Here is a 17,371-nt window from a genome sequence, read left to right as displayed (position 1 = left end):
AAGACCAGTCAGGACATGAGTTGATGCAGTTAATGTGACAATTACCGCTTACAGCGCATTCAATGACTGTGCGACGCCGGCGGCCGGTTTCCGGCCCGGTCGAAGCCTCAATTCGCGCACGCCCTTCCCGGCCCGCCAACGGGCGCGACGGGTACGCCCCCGGCTCGAGGGGTGGTGGAAGTTTCAGCTACGGCCGCCGGAGTCAGGGCGGGGACCTGCGAAACCCTCCGCCGCCGCCGACCGGCGTTGTCCCGCGTTTCCGCGCCGACTTAGGGTGACCCCGCCCCGCGTGGGAAGCCGGGCCGGCCGGTGTGGCCGGGCGACGGCGTGAGGAGGCGGCGATGAGGAATGTGTACCGCGCTCGACCGGCGGGAGCGGCACCCGGCGGCCGGAGGCGACCGTCCCGATCGCGCCTCGTCATCGCGGTGCTGCTGTCGGCCATGGCCGTGTTCCAGCTCTCCGCGCGGGCGCTCGCGCTCGCCGATCCGCCCGCGCCGGTGACCGGCAACGCCACCTACTTCGACGCGCTGGGCGCCCCCTACGGCGGATGCGGGCTGCCGCAGTCGGTGCTGGAGAGTCAGGACTTCGTCGCGCTCAATGTGTACAACACCCCGGGCGACTACGGCTTCTACGCCCGCCCGCTGCCGCCCTCGATGGCCGACAAGATCGGCATGTGGGACAACGGCCGCAACTGCGGGCGCTGGGTGCAGGTCTCGATCGCCGACTACTGCACCGGGGTGAACGACGGCGCGCAGAGCCAGGCGTTCTGCCGCAACGGCTCGTGGGTGAGCGACGCCTACAACGGGGCCACGCTCACCATGCTGGTGGCCGACAGCTGCGGCGACACCAACGCCTGGTGCCGTGACGACCGCTACCACCTCGACCTCGCCAAGGACTCGATCAACAGGTTCGCCAAGAACGGCGCCCCGGTCGGCGACCTGTACCCCAACCACTGGAACAACCGGCACGTCACCTGGTCGTTCGTCCCCGCACCCGGGTACACCGGTGACATCCAGATCGGGTTCATCCAGGGCGCGCAGCGCTACTGGCCGGCGATAGCGGTGTCCCGCCTGCCGAACGGGCTGCACGGGGTGGAGTACCAGGTGGGCGGCGCTTGGCAGCAGGCCCAGATGAACGGCGACATGGGGCAGTCGTACATCATCGGCCCGACCGAGACCGGCGGGACGCGGTACCGGATCAGAGCGCGCGACGCCTCGGACGCGCCGGTCAACGCGGGCCGGGTGTACGAGTTCTCGCTGCCCTCGGCGTGCTCGCCGTGCGGCGCGGCCTACACCAGGGTCACCTACACCACCGACACCTCGACGCCCACGCCCACGCCCTCGGCCACGCCGACGCCGACGCCCACCGCGACGCCGACGCGCACGCCCACCCCCACCCCCACCCCGTCGGCGACCCCGACGCCCACTCCTACGCCCACGCCCACGCCGACGTCCTGCACGGCCCGGTACGCCACGCAGAGCCAATGGCCGGGCGGGTTCACCGGCCAGATCTCGGTGACCAACGGCGGCCCGCCGCTGTCGAACTGGACGATCACCTTCACCGTGCCGGCCGGCGTCACGGTCGCCTCGGGCTGGAACGGCACCTGGACGCAGTCGGGCAGCACGGTGACCGTGAAGAACACCTCGTGGAACGGATCGGTCGGCACCGGAGGGATCATCACGCTGGGCTTCAACGGCACCACCACGGGTTCCGCCGCCCCGGGCGCGACGGCGTTCACCCTCAACGGCTCCCCCTGCGCCTGACCACGCCCGCCGTCACCCGGACGCGCCCGCCGCCACGTCGAACGGCGGGCGCGTCCGCGCGTCGCGTCCGGCGCCGCCCGCCGTCGCTCGCAGCGGCGGGCGGGCACGTCATGACCGGGCGGCCAGCGTGATGGCGGCGTAGTCGGCGACCGGCTCGTAACCGAGCGCCTGGTAGACGGAGTTCGACGTCGGATTGGCCAGGTCGGTGAACAGCAGCAGCAGGTCGGCCCCGGCCTCCTGGGCCACGCGGCTCGCGCCGTGGGTCACCACCGAGCCGTAGCCGCGCCTGCGGAACTCCGGCGGGGTGTACACCGGGCCGATACGCGACATTCCGATGATCGGTCGCGAGAAGCCCGCCATGGCGACCGGCCGGCCGGCCTCCTCGGCCAGGACGAACTCGCCCTGGCCGACGCGGTGTTTGACCTGCGCCGCCGGGTCGTCGTGGCCGATTTCGGGCTCGGCCTCGGCGAGGAACTCGCGCATCCACTGGGTGATCAGCTCGACGTCGCGCTCGCCGGCGACGCGGGCGGCGCCCTCGCGCGACGGCGGGCGCAGGGCGCCCAGCCGGTAGAGCCGCATCGACACGCGCGCGGTCTCGGCGCGGCCACAGGCGGCGGCGAACGCCTCGGTCTGGCGCAGCGGCCCGTTGACGCCGGTGGCCTCGCGCTCGCGCAGCTCGCGGGCGAGCGGGGCCACGGTGTCGAGCGGGATGTCGCCGAGCAGCAGGGGGCTCGGCGGGGTGTGGAGCATCGCCGCGCGCACCTCGCCGCCGGAGGTGAACCAGCCGAGCAGCGGATCGTCCTGCCACAGGCCGTGCCGCATGCGGCCGAGCACGGTCAGCGGGACCGTGTTGCGGACCGGATCGCGGCGCAGCCACGCCTCGGCCGCGCCCGGGAACTCGTCAAGGGACGCCGTGAACCTCCACACCATGCGGGACAGTGTGCCAACGAGCACCCCGATCGGGCGAGCCGTTTTCCCCGCTCAGAACTCGTCGGCGCCTGCGACCTGACGGACGGGGAACACATGGCGGGACGCGGCGCACACGGTCTCGAGGACGTGGACGGGAGTGCCGTCGGTGGAGTACCCGGCCCGCAGGATGCGCACGACCCACTCCCCCGGCGGCAGGAGCAGCGTCTCGCGCTCGAAGACGGTGGGCTCGCGGGCGATGAGCTCCTCCTCGGCGTGGCCGAAGCGGTGGCCGAGGGCCTCGATGCCCGCCTGCAGACTGGGCAGGACGAAGCCCGGCGCGGCGAGCGGCGTGCCGCCGAACAGGTCGAGGCGAAAGTAGCTGGTGGCGATGCGCACGGGAACCTCGTCGGCCAGCAGCAGCTTGCGCCGTGCCAGCACCTCGGCGCCGGGCCGCACGCGCAGCGCCTCGGCGACGCGCTCACCCGCGGGCTCGGGGCCGACGTGGAGCATGCGCCGGTCGGCGCGGACGCCCTGCCGCTCGGCCTCGGCCACGAACAGGGAGGCCGACCCGCGGTCGGTGGGCTCGCTCGGCAGCGCACGGCGCACGACCACCTGGGGGACGCCCGCTTCGCGGTGATCGCCGGCCATGCCCGGAGCGGCCGCCTCACGGGGGTCGCCGCTCTCGCCGGGGCCGCCGGACGCCTCGCGGCCCGCGCGCGCCGCCGCGTCGAGTTCCACGCGAATCGCCTTTCCGATGTCGGCCGTGGCCACAGGGCGCCGTCTCTGCGATCGACGGCCGCCCACCACGTCTCGGGCGGTGATGCCACGCCCGTGTAACGCCAGGTGGAGCTATGGGGATTCGAACCCCAGACCTCCTCCATGCCATGGAGGCGCGCTACCAGCTGCGCCATAGCCCCTTGCGATGCGCCGACAGTCTATCGGAACCCGGCGGGGCCCGTGTACCGATGACCGCCGCCTCCGGCCGCGCGAGAGGCGGCCGTGGAGCGCAGGTCACGACATGGGGATGCCGACGCGTCGGGTAAGACCGTTGAGATGTTCGAGCGGAGCCACCGCGTGCTTGCCGAGCGAGCCGGATTCGCCGGCTCGGTCAGGCGGGCTCGTCCTCCAGGTAGCGGTCGCCCGCGGCGTACCAGCCGGTGAGGATGTGCGCCGCGACCACGGCGAACAGCAGCGTGAAGGGCAGCGTCCACCCGCCGGTGGCCGAGTACAGCACGCCCACGGCGAGCGGCCCGGCGCCGGCGATGAGGTAACCGACGCTCTGCGCGAAGGCCGACAGCGCCTGGGTCGCCTCCGCGGTGCGGGTGCGCAGGGCGAACAGCGTAAGGGCCAGCGGGAACGAGCCCATCGCCACGCCGGTCAGCATCACGAAGACCCACAGCGCCGAGACCGGCGCCCACAGCATGCCGCTCAGGCCGACGAGGTACAGCAGGCCGAGGCCGGCGACCATGGGACGGCGGCCGGTCACCCGTGCGGCCAGGACGGGCACGGCCAGCGAGACCGGGATGCCGAGCGCGGTGAAGACCGCCATGCTGAGCCCGGCCTGACCATCGGTGTATCCGCGGTCCTGCAGGAGCTGCGGCAGCCAGCCGAACATCACGTACGCCACCAGCGACTGGGTGCCGAAGTACCCGGTCACCGCCCAGGCCAGCCGGTTGCGCACCAGCGCCCGCGTCCCGGCCCTCTCTCGCCCGCTGAACCGCTCCGGCTCACTGCGCGACAGCGCAAGCCACGGAATGGCGGCCACAGCGGCGAGTGCCGCCCACACACCGAGGGCGACGTGCCAGTCGCCGGCGGCCCGTTCGATGGGGACCGTCGCGGCGGCGGCGAGCATGGTGCCGACGGCCAGTGCCGTCGCGTACACAGTGGTCATGGTGGCGGCGCGCTGCGGGAAGTGCCGCTTGATCAGCGCCGGGATCAGCACGTTGCCGATCGCGCCCCCCGAGAGCGCCACCACGCTCGCCGCGAGGAACACGACGCTGGAACCGGTCATGACCCGCGCGAGCAACCCGGTGCCGAGGAGCAGCAGCGCCCCCAGCAGCAGGCGGTGCTCGCCGAGGCGCCGCGCCAGCCAGGGCGTCACCGAGCCGAACACGGCGAAGCAGAGCACCGGCAGGGTGGTCAGCAGGCCGGCGACGACCCCGGACATGCCGAGAGCGCCGCTGACCTGGTCCAGGACCGGCCCCAGGCTGGTGACCGCGGTGCGCAGGTTGAGCGCCGCGAGCACCAGGCCAAGACCCACCAGCCATGACAGCCGTACCCGCGGCCGGCGGTGCGACGCGGCGGTGGCGGACGGGGCGGTGGTGAGCACGCTCATGGCGGGGACTGGTCTCCGTTGGTCGATCAATACATCGAATCATGGGATGACTGGATGTCATTGATGTTAACAGACCCGCAGACTGTCCGCTTTGCCGGGGTGACACCCCCGCTATGGCCGCCCTTGGCATCAGGTCGACGTGCCCGTCCGGCGGCATGAAGAAGGGGGCGAGCCACCGCCCGCCCCCTCCTGCTCGCGCGTCAGCCCAGGCGCTCGGGACGCTCGGGCGCCAGCGGCGGCTCCTCGTCCCAGCGAGGCGTGCCCTGCGGCGAGACCGGGCCGGTGCCCGGCGCGGGAAGCGGGGTCTCCGGCGGGTAGTCACGCTGGACCGGCTGCGGCGGCATCGGCTCGCCGTACGCGGCGCCCGTCCCCGCCAGCGTGCCGGTGCCCGCCACCGGGTCGGCGCCCGTGGCCGTCCCGGCCGCCGGGGTCAGCCCGGGCCCGGCCGTGGTGCCGGTGCTCGGCATCACATCGGCGTCCGGCGCCGTGCGCGCCGCCGCCGCGGAGTCGCCGCCGATCGGCGAGGGCACCTCGCCGCGCCAGCCGCCGGTCTCGCGGCCCCGGGACTCGATGAACTGCTTGAAGCGCTCCAGGTCCCCGTGGACGCGCATGCGCACCAGCTGCAGCTTGTCTCCGACCGTCTCCACGACGCCCTCGGGCTCGAAGTCCATCCGGAGCATGACCCGGGTGCTCTCGGCGTCGAGCGGCTGGAAGGTCACCACGCCGCCCTGGCGAGGCTCCTCCATGGACCGCCAGGCGACCACCTCGTCGGGGCGCTGTTCGGTGATCTCCGCCTCGAACTCACGGTGGACGCCGGCGACCTGGACGCTCCAGGCCAGGCGCGTGTCGTCGATCTGCTTGACCGACTCCACCCCTTCCATGAACTCGGGGAAGCTCTCGAACTGGGTCCACTGGTTGTAGGCCGTCCGGACGGGCACGGCCACGTCGACCGAATGCTCGATGGTGCTCATCGGCTTCCTCCCTTTTTGTGGGTTCGGAAACCTGCTCTGCCCATCAATGAAAGCGCTATTCGGACTTCGGTCCAGCAATACCGGGCCATGGGACGATCAACCACTGCACCAGGGGTGCCGGGCCGAAATTCCCCGGTCACCTCCGCCCGGCCGGTCGCCGGGCGGAGGCGCCGCGGGGAATCAGTGGCAGTTCACCAGCACGATGGATACGACCGTGCAGCGCACCTGGGCGGTGTCGTTGGCGGCCACCGGGTCGGTGGGGCTGGAGCTCGTGCGGGCGGCCGTGAAGGTGTAGGGCACGCCGATGTTCAGCAGCCCGACCGGCACCGAGAACTTCCTGGTCTGCGTGGCGCCCGGCGCGAGCGGGCCCACCGTGCAGTTGACCGCTCCCGAGACGGCGGCGCAGTCGCCGGGCGTGGCGCTGAGCCCGGGCGGCAGCGTCGTGGTGACCGTGGCGGTCTGCACCGTTCCGGGACCGTTGCCGGTGACGCCGACGGTGAACTCGATCTTCGGGACCAGCAGGGCGAGCTTGGGCGTCGCGGTCAGGCGCACGGCGGCGTCGGCCTGGTTCACGATGGTCAGGACCGGTCCGGTGACGATCTCGGAGGCGTAGTTGGAGCCGCCGAGCTGGCCCTGGAAGGTCTGGTCGCCGGCCGGCGCGTCGTCGGCGATGTCCAGGGTGAAGGCGACGGTCGCCGAGGCCCCGCCGGACAGCGCCCCGACCGGGGCCTGCACGCCGATGGGCCCGCCGGGGCCGGGAATGGTCGAGCACGGCCCGGCCGCGCCGTCGCATCCGGTCAGCACGGCGTAGGAGGGGAGGACACCGGGGGTGGTGAACAGCCTGGCGGTGGCGTTGAGCACCGTGAAGGCGTGGATGTTGGTGACCTTGACGGTGACCGTGACCGCGTCGCCGGTGTTGACCTGGGACGCCGACAGGGCCAGTTGCACCTCCGGCTCCTCGGCGGAGGCGGGGGTGGCGAACAGCGGGGACAGGACCATCGCGATGACCGTGAACGCGAGGACCAGGGGGTGCCGGAGGGGTCTCATCGCAGCCTTTCCATCGAAGACCTGGACCATCCGACTATGGCCGTTCATAACCCCGTAGGAAGCGAATCGAGGTAATTATGTGACCACATATGGTGACCAATTGTGGACGCCTGCCACGGCCAACGCACCGCCGGTCCCAAGCGTCCAACACATTCGCCCTGAAGCGGCCGAGTCACGGCAGTGGCCCGTCCACCCATGCGGCAGTGGTGAGCCCGAAGGCGCGGACACGCCGCAGGAGACCTTGACGAGGCTCACCGCGTTCATCGCCGACGACAAGGGCGAGGCGGGTAGCCGACGCCATCACTAGGTCGATCGCCCAAGCGCCCCGACGTGAGGTGCGCAAGAGGGAGCCGTCTGGGCCACCGATCAGCTGAGACCTTCCTCGGGCCATGCTTCACCTTCTTCCACGTCGCCGCCTACACCGGAGCGCGGGACGGGGAGCCGAACTGTGGCTGGGGACCGATCGTTCTCGGTGGCGACGGCGGAAGCGGACAGGAGCGTCGCGGCGGCGAGGCCGCCCCAGAGTGCGGCCTCGCCGTGGGAGGCGAGAGCGGTGATGACCGCCGGGGAGACGGCGAGGCCGAACCCCGTGGAGAGCTGGAAGCGCGCGAGGGCACGTCCCAGGACAGGGGCCGGAGCAAGGGCGGTGACGAGCGCGGTGGCGCTACCGGCGTAGATGATCTCACCGATGGTGCAGACCACGGCCACCATGGCGACGGCCGGGGCGCCCCAGCCGCGTCCCAGCGAGGTGGCCGCGAGGAAGCCGAGGTAGGAAGCGGTGAGTACCACGCCTGCGAGGGCCAGCACGGTCCGCCGGGAGAAGCGGGACATCAGGACGGTGACCGGAACCTGCAGGGTGACCACCAGCACCGTGTTGGCCACGAAGACGGCTGACGACCACACGGGTGATGCGTGCAACCGGGTCACCAGGACCAGGGGGACCGCGACTTCGAAGATGTTGAGGCAGAAGACATAGACCACGTTGGCGGCCAGCAGCGCGCGCATGCGAGGAGCGGGCCCGTCGTCCCTGCCCCTGGGCGGGGTGGCAGCCGGATGAGCGTGCACGTGGACCGACCACGCCAAGGCCGCCGCAACGAGATAGGCGAGCCCGGTGACGGCTGCCAGCGCCTGCAACGCGGTGGTGCCGCCGGTCAGGCAGGCGGTGGCAAGGAGCGCCCCCGCCCCCAGGCCGGCGTTGCGCAGGGCACGGCCTCCCGCGAGAGCGGCGTCCCGCTCGCGGCCGTGGGCGACCGTGGCCACGAGGGCTGCGTGGGCGGCCGGCCATGCCTGGTTGCCGATGCCGAGGAAGAGCGCCGCCGCCGCGAACAGCCAGACGTGGCCCGCCGGGGCGGCCAGCAGCAGCGCCACACCCAGGACCCGCACCAACATCGACGCCGCCACGACCGTGCTGCGTGCGCCCCGGTCCAGCCATCGGCCGACCGCGGGCATGCACACCAGACCCATGACGGCGCCGACCGTCATGGCGATGCCGGTGGCCGATGCGGACAACCTCAGCACCGTCACCCCGTACAGCAGCAGAAAGGGCCGCAGCATGCCGGTGCCGAGCGCGTCCACGGCCAGGGCGACGGCATAGCGGGGGCCGCCGGAGGCACGGACGAGAGCGCGCGGCTGGATCTTGGTGGTGGTCGCCATGGCGCCAACGGTGCGTTCGGGCGCCGCGCTGGGCACGCCGGTTGACGGACACCGTCAATCGACGCGGCCGTCGGCCATCCGACCAGCGATGATGAGGGGATGACGTTGAGGATCGACATCAGCGGCCTGCCGTCCGGGCGACTGCGGTTCGCCGCCTCCCCGCTGGCCGAGCTGACCGCGATGCTCCACGTACTGGCCGAACCCGGGCATCACCCGCGGCTGGCCGCCTGGGCCGCGGACGTCTGGGCCGGGCTGCGGCCGGAGCTGGCCGAGCGGCTCAGGGAGGCGGAGTTCCTCTGGCGTTCCTCACGAGCCGACTTCCTGGTCCCCGCCCGGCCCCGGCCGAGCCTCGCCGAGGAGTTGGACGATGTGGACCGGATCGACGATGAGACCTACGTGACCGCCGCGCTCGTCACCACCTGCGGCAGCAACCGGGTCCGCTTCGGCGCGCCGTCGCCGCTCGCCGACGCGACGGCGCGCGAGCGGGCCCTGGACCTCGCCCAGGCCCGCGGCGCGCTCCAAGAGGCCTTCGCGGAACGGCTGCTCGCGGACCCGGCCGCCGTCCGGGCACGGGTGCGTCACACCCTCGAACAGTGCGCCGAGGCCTTCTTCGACGCCGCCTGGGCAGGCGTCGCCGTGCGACTGGCCACCGACCTGCGCCTGAAGCACGACCTGCTGAAGCGCCAGGGCATCGGGGCGGCACTCGCGTCGGTCTCCGGCGCGGTCACCCTGGCGCCGGACGGCGACCGCATCGTCGTGGACAAGTTGCAGGACAACGCGATCCCCGCCCACGGCACCGGGGTCACCTTCCTTCCCAGTGTCTTCGGCCATCCGCACCTGGTGGTGATCCACGCGCCCGGATGGCAGCCGGTGGTGCAGTACCCCGTGGCCGAGCCGATTCCATCGGAGCCGGTACCGCTGGAAACGGTCACGCTACGGCTGGAGGCACTCGCGCATCCGATACGGCTGCGGCTGCTGCGCACCCTGGCCCGCGGCCCGCACACCACCGGTGAGCTGGCCCACGCCTGGGAACTCACACCCCCGGAGGTCTCCCGCCACCTCGCCGTCCTGCGCCGCGCGGGCCTGCTCACGGCCCGGCGGCACGGTCGTTACGTCCGCTACACCGTTAATCTGCCCGACCTGACGGCGTTGGGCGCCGACCTGCTGGCGGCCGTACTGCGCTGAGCAGCCCGCCACATCACGCGCCTCCACCACAGCCAGGCGGACGGTGCTGATGCGCTACGCCACCTGTACCAGGTGCTCACCGAAGAACCCGGCGATCCTCTCGACGGCGAGGTCCACGTACTGCTTGTTGTCATAGAGGTCAACGTGACTGGCGCCGTCCATCCAGTGGATCTCCTTGGGGCCGGTGGCCCGCTGGAAGGCTTCGACGCTCATCCACGACGTGACGGCACGGGAGCCGACGATCATGAGCAGCGGGCGGCGCCCGATCAGTGGGATCGGCGCGAAGGCGTCGAACGCCGCCATCTTGTCGATGCTGTCCCAGGTGAGAAAGCCCGCCGAACGGGGATGCCGGGCACGCTCGGTGCGGTAGTACTCGAAGCCCTCGGCACCGTGCTCTCCACCCAGCGCATACGCCTGTTCGGCGGTGTCGGGAAAAAGGGTCAGCACCGGCGGCTTCCCGCCCCGGGCCTCGACGGTGCGGGCGTGGGCCGCGGCGTCCAGCATGCCGAGGAACACCGCCGGGTCCTGGGAACCGTCGGCCCCCAAGCGGAACTGGCGCGCCACGTCCACGGCGCTGACGGTGGCGAGGGCCTTGACCCGGCGGTCACCCGCGGTGGCCGAGAGGGCGTACCCGCCGGAGGCGCAGATGCCGAGCAGGCCGATGCGGTCCGGATCGACGTCGCCCCGGCCGGTGAGGAAGGAGACGGCGGCCTTGAGGTCCTCGACGCGCTGCGCGGGGTCCTCCAGGCCGCGAGGTTCGCCGCCGCTCTCGCCTTGGTAGGCCGCGTCGTAGGCGAGCGCGGTGAACCCCCTTTCGGCCAGGAGCCGGGCGTAGAGGCCGGCAGCCTGCTCCTTCACACCGGTGCCGGGGTGGCCGACGACGATCGCCAGACGCGGCCCCTCGGGAGGGGTGTCGGGCATGTAGAGATGACCGGCGAGCGGGATGCCGGCGCTGTGGAAGGTGACGTCGATCTTCGCCATGGAACTCTCCGTTGAACGGTCAGCCGGCCCGGCACGGTGCCGGGCTCGTGTCCACGGTCGTCACAGTCCCGAGCAGGCGTAAGCGGCGAGTTCTTGCCTGGGAAAAACCCTGCCCCCTCACCCACACCGCTACAGGCTCGACAATGGAGGACATGAGCACCGTGTCCGGACCCGGCGAGCTGGGCGCCTTCCTCAAGGCTCGCCGGGCGCAGCTGGCCCCGCAGGACCTCGGCCTGCCCGAACAGGACTCCCGCCGCAAGGTCGCGGGGCTCCGCCGCGAGGAGGTCGCCCAACTCGCCGCGATCAGCGTCGACTACTACACGCGGCTGGAGCAGGGGCGGGTCAGAGCCTCCGCGTCGGTGCTCGCCACGCTGGCTCGGGCACTGCGCCTCGACGACGACCAGCAGCGATACCTGTATCAACTGGCCGGCAAATCCGACACGCGGCCCAGGAGGCGCCGGCCCCCGCAGCGCGTACGCCCCGCCATGCGACGCCTGCTCGATCAGCTCACCAGAACCCCCGCCGTCGTCCTGGGCAAACGGCTGGACATCCTGGAATGGAACGCGGGCGCCGCAGCCCTGTACACGGACTTCTCACAGATCCCCGCGGGCCGGCGCAACTATCTGTACCTGCTGTTCACCGACCCGATCATGCGAGGCATGCACCTGGAGTGGGAGCACGATGCGCGCGACGCCGTCGCCGCTCTGCGCATGGAGTCCGCGGCCGATCCCGACGACCCCCAGCTCGCCCTGCTCGTCGGCGAGCTGTCCGTGCGGGACGCCGACTTCCGTACCTGGTGGGCGGAGCATCGCGTCAACAATGCCACGTATGGCACCAAGCGTTACCGGCATCCGCTGGTCGGTGATCTCACCCTCGACTGCGACACCTGGAGCAGCCCCGACGGCTCAGGACAGCGCCTGATGGTCCTCACCGCCGAGCCTGGTTCCCCATCCCATGACGCGCTGCTCATCCTCACCGCATGGGCGTCGAGGCAGCCGAGCGAGAACCTTCCTTCCACGCCACGATGATGTCCCGCCCAGCGGCGACGCCGCCGATCGGGCGCGAACAGGCCGAGCCGCGCCGCCGGGTCCGTAACACTTCATGTTGGCTCCGGGGATCTTCTCGGTTGGCCTGTCGGGTTAGAGTCCCAGGTTGAGGAGTTGAGCGCAGAGGTCGTCCGCTTGCTGCTGTGATTCGGCATAGAGGGCGGTGAGCTTTTCCGGTCGGGAACAGATTGCCTCACCGTTGTGGACGGCAAGGAGTGTGCCGTCACCTTGCCACCAGTTGTCCGCGAGTCCTTCGACTCCCGCTCACCTGTGCTCAGCAGGAACTCCCGCAAGTCGGCGTGCTGCCCGAACTTGGCGAGATTGCCGCGCACCACCAGATCGAAGCGGGCCGCCGCCCACCTTTCCTCATCGAACCAGCTCCTGGCCGTCCGGACGCTCCTCGAAGCCGAGGCCGCGCGGCTCGCGGCCCGCGACCACACCGACGAGGGCCTGGCCGGCTGCGCGCGTTGTGCGCGCGCGGCCAGGCCGCCGTCGAGGCCGGCGACATCGACGGCGCCATGGCGGCCAACTCCGAGCTGCACGCGACCATCACGGAGATGTCGGGCAACGCCGTCCTCGGTGACCTGGCCGGCCAGGTGTCCCGCAGGGTCCGCTGGCACCACACTCCGGTGGCCCGCCGGCGTGGCCGGGCCTCCTGGCAGGAGCCCGCCCAGCCCCCGCCGAGCCGGCGCCGCAGGCGGCGGGCGCCCGCGTCGTTCGGAAGTTGACACAGATGTCACCCGCGGCTCGCTAAGAGGAAACATCCCCCGAGGAGATTGATCACGAGGGCGAAGTCGCTTGTCTCCACGGGAAAGCCGTGTGGCGGCGCGTCCGCCTCCGAGGCCGGGGACGCCTCGGGAGGGCGGCCGCGTCGCCACACGCCGATACCTCGCACAGTTGGTCTCCCAGGATTCAGCCGCCTGGCCCTCCCCGCCCCCGGGCCGGTGAAGGACCCTCGCGGGCTAGCGCGCCAGTGACAGCAGCAGCGCGCCGCCGATGGCGAACCCGTAGCCGGCGGCGGCCAGTGCGACGACCCGGGTGCGGCGCGGCTCGTCCCATCGGGTGCGCCCCAGCAGCCAGGCCAGCGCCGGGAGCACCAGCACTCCGTGCAGGCTCACCCCGTGCACGGGCTTGAGGAAGCCGCCGACCTGGTAGGCGAGCTCGGGCCGGCCGGCGGCGACCAGGGTCATGCCACGGGCGATCATCGCGGCGCCCGAGGCCAGCCCGACGAGCAGGGTGAGGAACCCCGCGCGCAGCGCCAGTCGCATGCTCGCCGGCAGACCGGGGTCGCCGCGCAGGGCCTGGACCGAGAAGACGACCAGGACCGCCACCAGGATGACGCCCCCGGCCGCCAGCATCGTCGACACCAGGCCGTCCACGGTGGTCTCGCGGTTGAAGTGCGAGGGGACGTGCCGCCACGCCTGCAGGGTGATGCCGCCCACCTCGGCCGCACAGTCGGCGGCGAAGACCCCGAGCAGCACGGCACGAAGGTGCGGTCGCAGGCGCACGTACGAGGTCACCCAGGCGATCGTTATCAGGGTCAGCCCGAAGGACACGCCGAACGTCGCAGGCTTGCGCCAGGACACAGGCCCCTCCCAGGGACCGCCGAGGACGGCGAACACCCCGAGATGGAACACCCCCGCCGCCACCAGCACCACGCCCACGACGTGACAGACGCGCTCGGCGGCAGGGGCGTCGTCCCAGTGGGCCGCCAGGACGGCGAGGCCCCGGCGGAGCGGCGAGGCCGGGCGGGCGCCCGCGGTGGCCGTGGTCATCACCGTTCCACCCTCCCGGCTGCCGCCGAGCCCCGCATCGTACGGCGGGCGGCGTTCGCCGTACGACCACGGGAGTACCCGGCCGACCGTCTGGGCGCACGACGCCCGCCGCGAAAGCGGGTGACGGGGACCCGCCGCCACGGCGCCCGTGGAGCGTGGCCGTCAGGAGGCGTCGAGAAGGTGGCGGGCGACGAAGTCGTTGGCGAACCTGCCGGTGGGGTCGTAGCGGCGGGCGAGCGCCTGGAAGTCGCCGAGGCGGGGGTAGCGCGACCGGAGCGTCTCAGGGTCGACGGTGAAGAGCTTGCCCCAGTGGGGACGCGGGGCGTAGGGGGCCAGGCGGTCCTCGATGAGGCCCAGGACGGGCGTGACCGCGTCGGCGTCCTTGATCCAGGTGAAGTGGAAGGCCACGCTGTCGCGCTCGTGGAAGGGGCTGAGCCACTGCCGGTCGGCGGCGATGGTGCGGATCTCGGAGATCTGCAGCACGGGGGCGATGCGGTCGCTGATCGACTCCAGGGCGTGCAGCGCGGCCACAGCGTCCCGGCGGGCGACCATGTACTCCGACTGCAGTTCCTCGCCGCTGCTCGGGGTGAAGTCGGGGCGGAAGTGCGGCAGCCGCTCGAACCACGGTCCGGGGACGCCCATCTGCTCGGTGCAGTGGACGGCCGGCATGCCGGGCACCGGGTGCCGGGGCCCGTCGGCCGGGATGGCGCCGAACAGATCGGGGACGGGCGCGGGACCGGTGGCCTGGTCCAGGCGCTCCTTGACCCACACCTGGCCGATGCGCGAGGTGCGCCAGTCGGTGAACATGCTGACGCTGTAGGCGCGCGAGACCAGGTCCTCGAAGTGGTCGTCCAGCGCCTCGACGGGCAGCCCCTCGTAGACGTACTGCCGCACCTCGAAGGCGGGGACGATGTCGAGGGTCAGGCCGACGACGGCCCCGAGGGCGCCGAGCGCCACGACGGCGCCGTCGAACTCCTCCCCGTCCCGGTCGCGGCTCAGCGTCACCAGGTCGCCGTCGGCGGTGACCATCTTCACCGCCGACACGGCCGTCGCGAGGCTGCCGTTTCCGACGCCGGACCCGTGGGTCGCCGTGGCGCAGGAGCCGGCGACCGAGATGTGCGGCAGCGACGCCATGTTGGGGACGGCGTACCCCTTGTCGTGCAGGCGCCGCCCGAGCTCGGCGTACCGCACGCCGCCGGAGACGTGCACGGCCGCCGAGGCGGTGTCGATCTCCACGACCTGCGGCAGCCCGTCCAGCGAGACCAGGGCGCCCGGCGAGTCGGCGATGCGGTTGAACGAGTGCCCGCTTCCGAGCACCCGCACCTTGGCGCTTCCCGCGATCAGGCCGCGCAGCTCGTCCAGCGACGAGGGGGCGTCGAGGCGCTTCGCCGCGAAAGTGATATTACGTGCCCAATTAGTCAGCTTCTGCGTCAACTGCGGCTTCCCTCGGCTTTCACGGCAAGTGCTCCATTTGACCGCTGAATGGCACTCTAGACGTAAGGGATCCATCCGGGGAGGCCGCCTGCCCGGCACGGCGTCGGCGCGCCCGACGCGGCGGGAGCCCGACGACCCCGGCCACGGCGGACGCGGCAGAGGCCGCCGGCCGGGCAGGAGTGCGGGAGCCGGGCGTCACGCGCCGCGGCGGGCGGCCCAGTCGGGAGCCAGGACGGACATCACGATCGCGTCGTGCCAGGCTCCGTCCCAGCGCAGCGCGTCGCGCAGCACGCCCTCCTCCACGAAGCCCGCCTTGCGGTACACGTGCCGGGCCCGCTCGTTGAAGTCGAAGACCTCGAGCGAGACCCGGTGCAGCCCCACCGTGGCGAAGACGTGCGCGAGGACCAGCTCTATCGCCTCGGAGCCGTAGCCGCGGCCGAAGACCCGCGGCCCGGCCAGGGCGATGCGCATGCCGCAGGACAGGTTGTCGGCGTCCAGGTCGTTCAACACGATCTCACCGACGTAATCGCCCTCCTTGACGTCGCAGATGGCGAGGTCGAGCCGATTGTCCTGCTCACCCCGGGTGGAGTACCACTTCTCGATCGCCGCACGGGTGGGCTTCCCGTGCGAGCCCGTCAGGCGCACGGTCTCGGGATCGTTGACGAGTTCCCACAGGCCCTCGACATGCTCGGGACCGGCCGGGCGAAGCACGACGCGCTCACCGGTCAACGTGGGCTTGCTGGCGAATGTCACCCGCCAGTGCTACCAGCCGCGCACCGGCCGGGACAACCGCTTTCGCGCCCGGCACGCCGCCCGGGCCGACTCGCGCCCGGCCCACCGCCGGGGCGGCCCCGCGGCCGGCCGCCCCCTGTCTCAGCCGGCCCCGCCCGGCTCGCGGCCGGGCGCCCGCCCCCGGCCGGTCCCGAACGCTCGGTGGGCGTGCACCAGCAGCTCACGCGCCGCGGGACCGTGGGTGTCCTTCCACACCAGGGCGAGCAGGGCCGGTGTCTCGACGTCGTCGATGGGCAGCGCGGTGAGGTCCCGGTGACCGCCCACCATCGAGTCGCACAGGACGGCGACCCCCAGCCCGCGCCCGGCGAGGTCGGCGATGGCGTCGGCGGCGCTGGCCTGCAAGGCGATCAGCGGCCGGAGGTTCCGCGCCGCGCAGGCCTGGTCGAAGACCGTGCGCAGGCCGGTGCCGGGCGGCATGCAGATGATCGGCAGGTCCACCAGGTCGCGCAGCGTGACCCGGGGCAGGGACGTCAGGGGGTGGCCGGCCTGGACCACCGCGACGAGGCGCTCGCTGATGATCGTGAGCGCGCCCAGCCCTTCGGGGGTGGCGGTCGCGGTGCCGATCAGGGCCAGGTCGACAGTGCCGGCGCGCACGCCCTCGACGAGCCGGTCGGAGTTGTCCTCCAGCAGCGAGATCTCCACGCCGGGATGCGCCCGGTGGAAGGCGGCGAGGGCGTCGAACAGGGGCGTGATGGTGCAGCCGATGACCATGCCGACCGTCAGCCGCCCCCGGATCAGGTCGGTCACCTCGCCGACCGCCTGGCCGAGCGCCCCGGCGGCGGCGAGCGCCGCCCGGGCGTGCTCCAGCGCGGCCTTCCCCGCGACCGTGAGGGTGGCCGACCGCGCGGACCGGTCGAACAGCTCGGCGCCGAGCTCCCGTTCGAGCTGCCGGATCTGGGCGCTGACGCCGGACTGGCTGATGTGCACCCGCTCGGCGGCGCGGGTGAAGTTGCGCTCCTCGGCGACGGCGACGAAGTATTCCAGCTGCCGGAGTTCCATGACTGTTGATTCTAGCTTCTAGCAGATCCATCTGTTGGACTTCTGGCCGCGGTGCCCGCAATCTGGGACACGTCAGAGCCCGATGCCAGGAGGAAGATCCATGACGGAGTACGAGAAGGCCATGCGGCCGGAGGACATCACCCGCTTGTTCGTCGAGCGCTCCAACGCCGGCGACGCGGCCGGGGTCGCCGCCCTGTACGAGCAGGAGGCGGTACTGGCGTACCCGCCCGGCGGCCGGACGGCCGGCCGGGAGGCGATCCGCGCGCTGTGGGAGCAGGTGCTGGCGGGTCGCCCCCACTTCGAACCGGAGGAGCCGCTGCCCACGCTGATCAGCGGCGACATCGCCCTCACCTCCACCGCGCCGAGGGACGGCGCCGGCGCCCGCGCCCAGGTCCTGCGCCGCCAGCCCGACGGCAGCTGGCTCCGCCTCCTCGACCAGCCCGAATTCGTTCCCCTCTCCCGCTGAACCACCCTCGACACC

General features: G+C 72.3%; 17 protein-coding genes and 1 tRNA gene. 5 read left to right on the top strand and 13 right to left on the bottom strand.

Features of this window, described 5'->3' with window-relative positions; genetic code table 11:
* Positions 1-341: 341 nt before the first annotated feature.
* Positions 342-1,763 (top strand): cellulose binding domain-containing protein, encoded by a 1,422-nt coding sequence (locus tag ACWEN6_RS00230; protein ID WP_452568212.1) that lies wholly within the window; start codon positions 342-344, stop codon positions 1,761-1,763.
* A 108-nt stretch (positions 1,764-1,871) separates the two neighbouring features.
* Here ACWEN6_RS00230 and ACWEN6_RS00225 read toward each other — a convergent pair whose 3' ends face one another.
* The 7 genes from ACWEN6_RS00225 to ACWEN6_RS00195 all read right to left on the bottom strand — a co-directional run bounded on the left by ACWEN6_RS00225 (position 1,872) and on the right by ACWEN6_RS00195 (position 8,678).
* Positions 1,872-2,693: a GNAT family N-acetyltransferase gene (locus ACWEN6_RS00225; protein WP_452568211.1), complete on the bottom strand. Its 822-nt coding sequence runs from the start codon at positions 2,691-2,693 to the stop codon at positions 1,872-1,874.
* 51 nt (positions 2,694-2,744) lie between these two features.
* Positions 2,745-3,410: a GntR family transcriptional regulator gene (locus tag ACWEN6_RS00220; RefSeq protein WP_452568210.1), complete on the bottom strand. Its 666-nt coding sequence runs from the start codon at positions 3,408-3,410 to the stop codon at positions 2,745-2,747.
* 106 nt (positions 3,411-3,516) lie between these two features.
* Positions 3,517-3,589 (bottom strand) — tRNA-Ala (locus tag ACWEN6_RS00215).
* Between the two features lie 191 nt (positions 3,590-3,780).
* Entirely contained in the window at positions 3,781-5,007 is a 1,227-nt protein-coding gene (locus ACWEN6_RS00210) for a CynX/NimT family MFS transporter (RefSeq protein ID WP_452568209.1), read from the bottom strand.
* Positions 5,008-5,207: 200 nt separating this feature from the next.
* Positions 5,208-5,978 carry an SRPBCC family protein gene (locus ACWEN6_RS00205; RefSeq protein ID WP_452568208.1) on the bottom strand — a complete coding sequence of 257 codons (771 nt, stop codon included), beginning with the start codon at positions 5,976-5,978 and terminating at the stop codon, positions 5,208-5,210.
* Between the two features lie 180 nt (positions 5,979-6,158).
* Positions 6,159-7,025, bottom strand: coding sequence for a hypothetical protein (locus ACWEN6_RS00200; protein WP_452568207.1), 867 nt, complete (start codon positions 7,023-7,025; stop codon positions 6,159-6,161).
* Positions 7,026-7,391: 366 nt separating this feature from the next.
* The gene (locus ACWEN6_RS00195; protein WP_452568206.1) at positions 7,392-8,678 is read right to left on the bottom strand and encodes an MFS transporter; all 1,287 of its coding nucleotides are present in this window, start codon (positions 8,676-8,678) and stop codon (positions 7,392-7,394) included.
* A 99-nt stretch (positions 8,679-8,777) separates the two neighbouring features.
* Here ACWEN6_RS00195 and ACWEN6_RS00190 point away from each other — a divergent pair, with 99 nt between their 5' ends.
* Entirely contained in the window at positions 8,778-9,863 is a 1,086-nt protein-coding gene (locus tag ACWEN6_RS00190; protein WP_452568205.1) for a DUF5937 family protein, read from the top strand.
* 54 nt (positions 9,864-9,917) lie between these two features.
* On the opposite strand, the gene ACWEN6_RS00185 is transcribed toward ACWEN6_RS00190, so the two are convergent.
* Complete coding sequence (locus tag ACWEN6_RS00185; protein ID WP_452568204.1) at positions 9,918-10,844, bottom strand: alpha/beta hydrolase; 927 nt, start codon at positions 10,842-10,844, stop codon at positions 9,918-9,920.
* A gap of 152 nt (positions 10,845-10,996) precedes the next feature.
* On the opposite strand from ACWEN6_RS00185, the gene ACWEN6_RS00180 reads away from it, so the two are divergent.
* Positions 10,997-11,872, top strand: coding sequence for a helix-turn-helix domain-containing protein (locus ACWEN6_RS00180; RefSeq protein ID WP_452568203.1), 876 nt, complete (start codon positions 10,997-10,999; stop codon positions 11,870-11,872).
* Between the two features lie 71 nt (positions 11,873-11,943).
* On the opposite strand, the gene ACWEN6_RS00175 is transcribed toward ACWEN6_RS00180, so the two are convergent.
* Positions 11,944-12,330, bottom strand: coding sequence for an NADAR domain-containing protein (locus tag ACWEN6_RS00175; protein WP_452568202.1), 387 nt, complete (start codon positions 12,328-12,330; stop codon positions 11,944-11,946).
* 27 nt (positions 12,331-12,357) lie between these two features.
* Between ACWEN6_RS00175 and ACWEN6_RS00170 the strand changes: the two genes are divergently transcribed.
* Positions 12,358-12,618 carry an FCD domain-containing protein gene (locus ACWEN6_RS00170; RefSeq protein WP_452568201.1) on the top strand — a complete coding sequence of 87 codons (261 nt, stop codon included), beginning with the start codon at positions 12,358-12,360 and terminating at the stop codon, positions 12,616-12,618.
* Between the two features lie 234 nt (positions 12,619-12,852).
* Here ACWEN6_RS00170 and ACWEN6_RS00165 read toward each other — a convergent pair whose 3' ends face one another.
* The 4 genes from ACWEN6_RS00165 to ACWEN6_RS00150 form a co-directional block, all read right to left on the bottom strand.
* Positions 12,853-13,665 (bottom strand): hypothetical protein, encoded by an 813-nt coding sequence (locus ACWEN6_RS00165; protein ID WP_452568200.1) that lies wholly within the window; start codon positions 13,663-13,665, stop codon positions 12,853-12,855.
* 162 nt (positions 13,666-13,827) lie between these two features.
* Entirely contained in the window at positions 13,828-15,099 is a 1,272-nt protein-coding gene (locus ACWEN6_RS00160; RefSeq protein ID WP_452568199.1) for an FAD-binding protein, read from the bottom strand.
* A 195-nt stretch (positions 15,100-15,294) separates the two neighbouring features.
* The gene (locus ACWEN6_RS00155) at positions 15,295-15,852 is read right to left on the bottom strand and encodes a GNAT family N-acetyltransferase (protein WP_354849677.1); all 558 of its coding nucleotides are present in this window, start codon (positions 15,850-15,852) and stop codon (positions 15,295-15,297) included.
* A 120-nt stretch (positions 15,853-15,972) separates the two neighbouring features.
* On the bottom strand, positions 15,973-16,890 hold the full coding sequence (locus tag ACWEN6_RS00150; RefSeq protein ID WP_354917391.1) for a LysR substrate-binding domain-containing protein: 918 nt from the start codon (positions 16,888-16,890) through the stop codon (positions 15,973-15,975).
* 100 nt (positions 16,891-16,990) lie between these two features.
* On the opposite strand from ACWEN6_RS00150, the gene ACWEN6_RS00145 reads away from it, so the two are divergent.
* Positions 16,991-17,356: a YybH family protein gene (locus ACWEN6_RS00145; RefSeq protein WP_452568198.1), complete on the top strand. Its 366-nt coding sequence runs from the start codon at positions 16,991-16,993 to the stop codon at positions 17,354-17,356.
* Positions 17,357-17,371: the final 15 nt, after the last annotated feature.

It is taken from the genome of Sphaerisporangium sp. NPDC004334, assembly GCF_053602655.1.
Note: the sequence above shows the minus strand (reverse complement) of the source record. Positions and strands in the feature narration are given on the sequence as shown.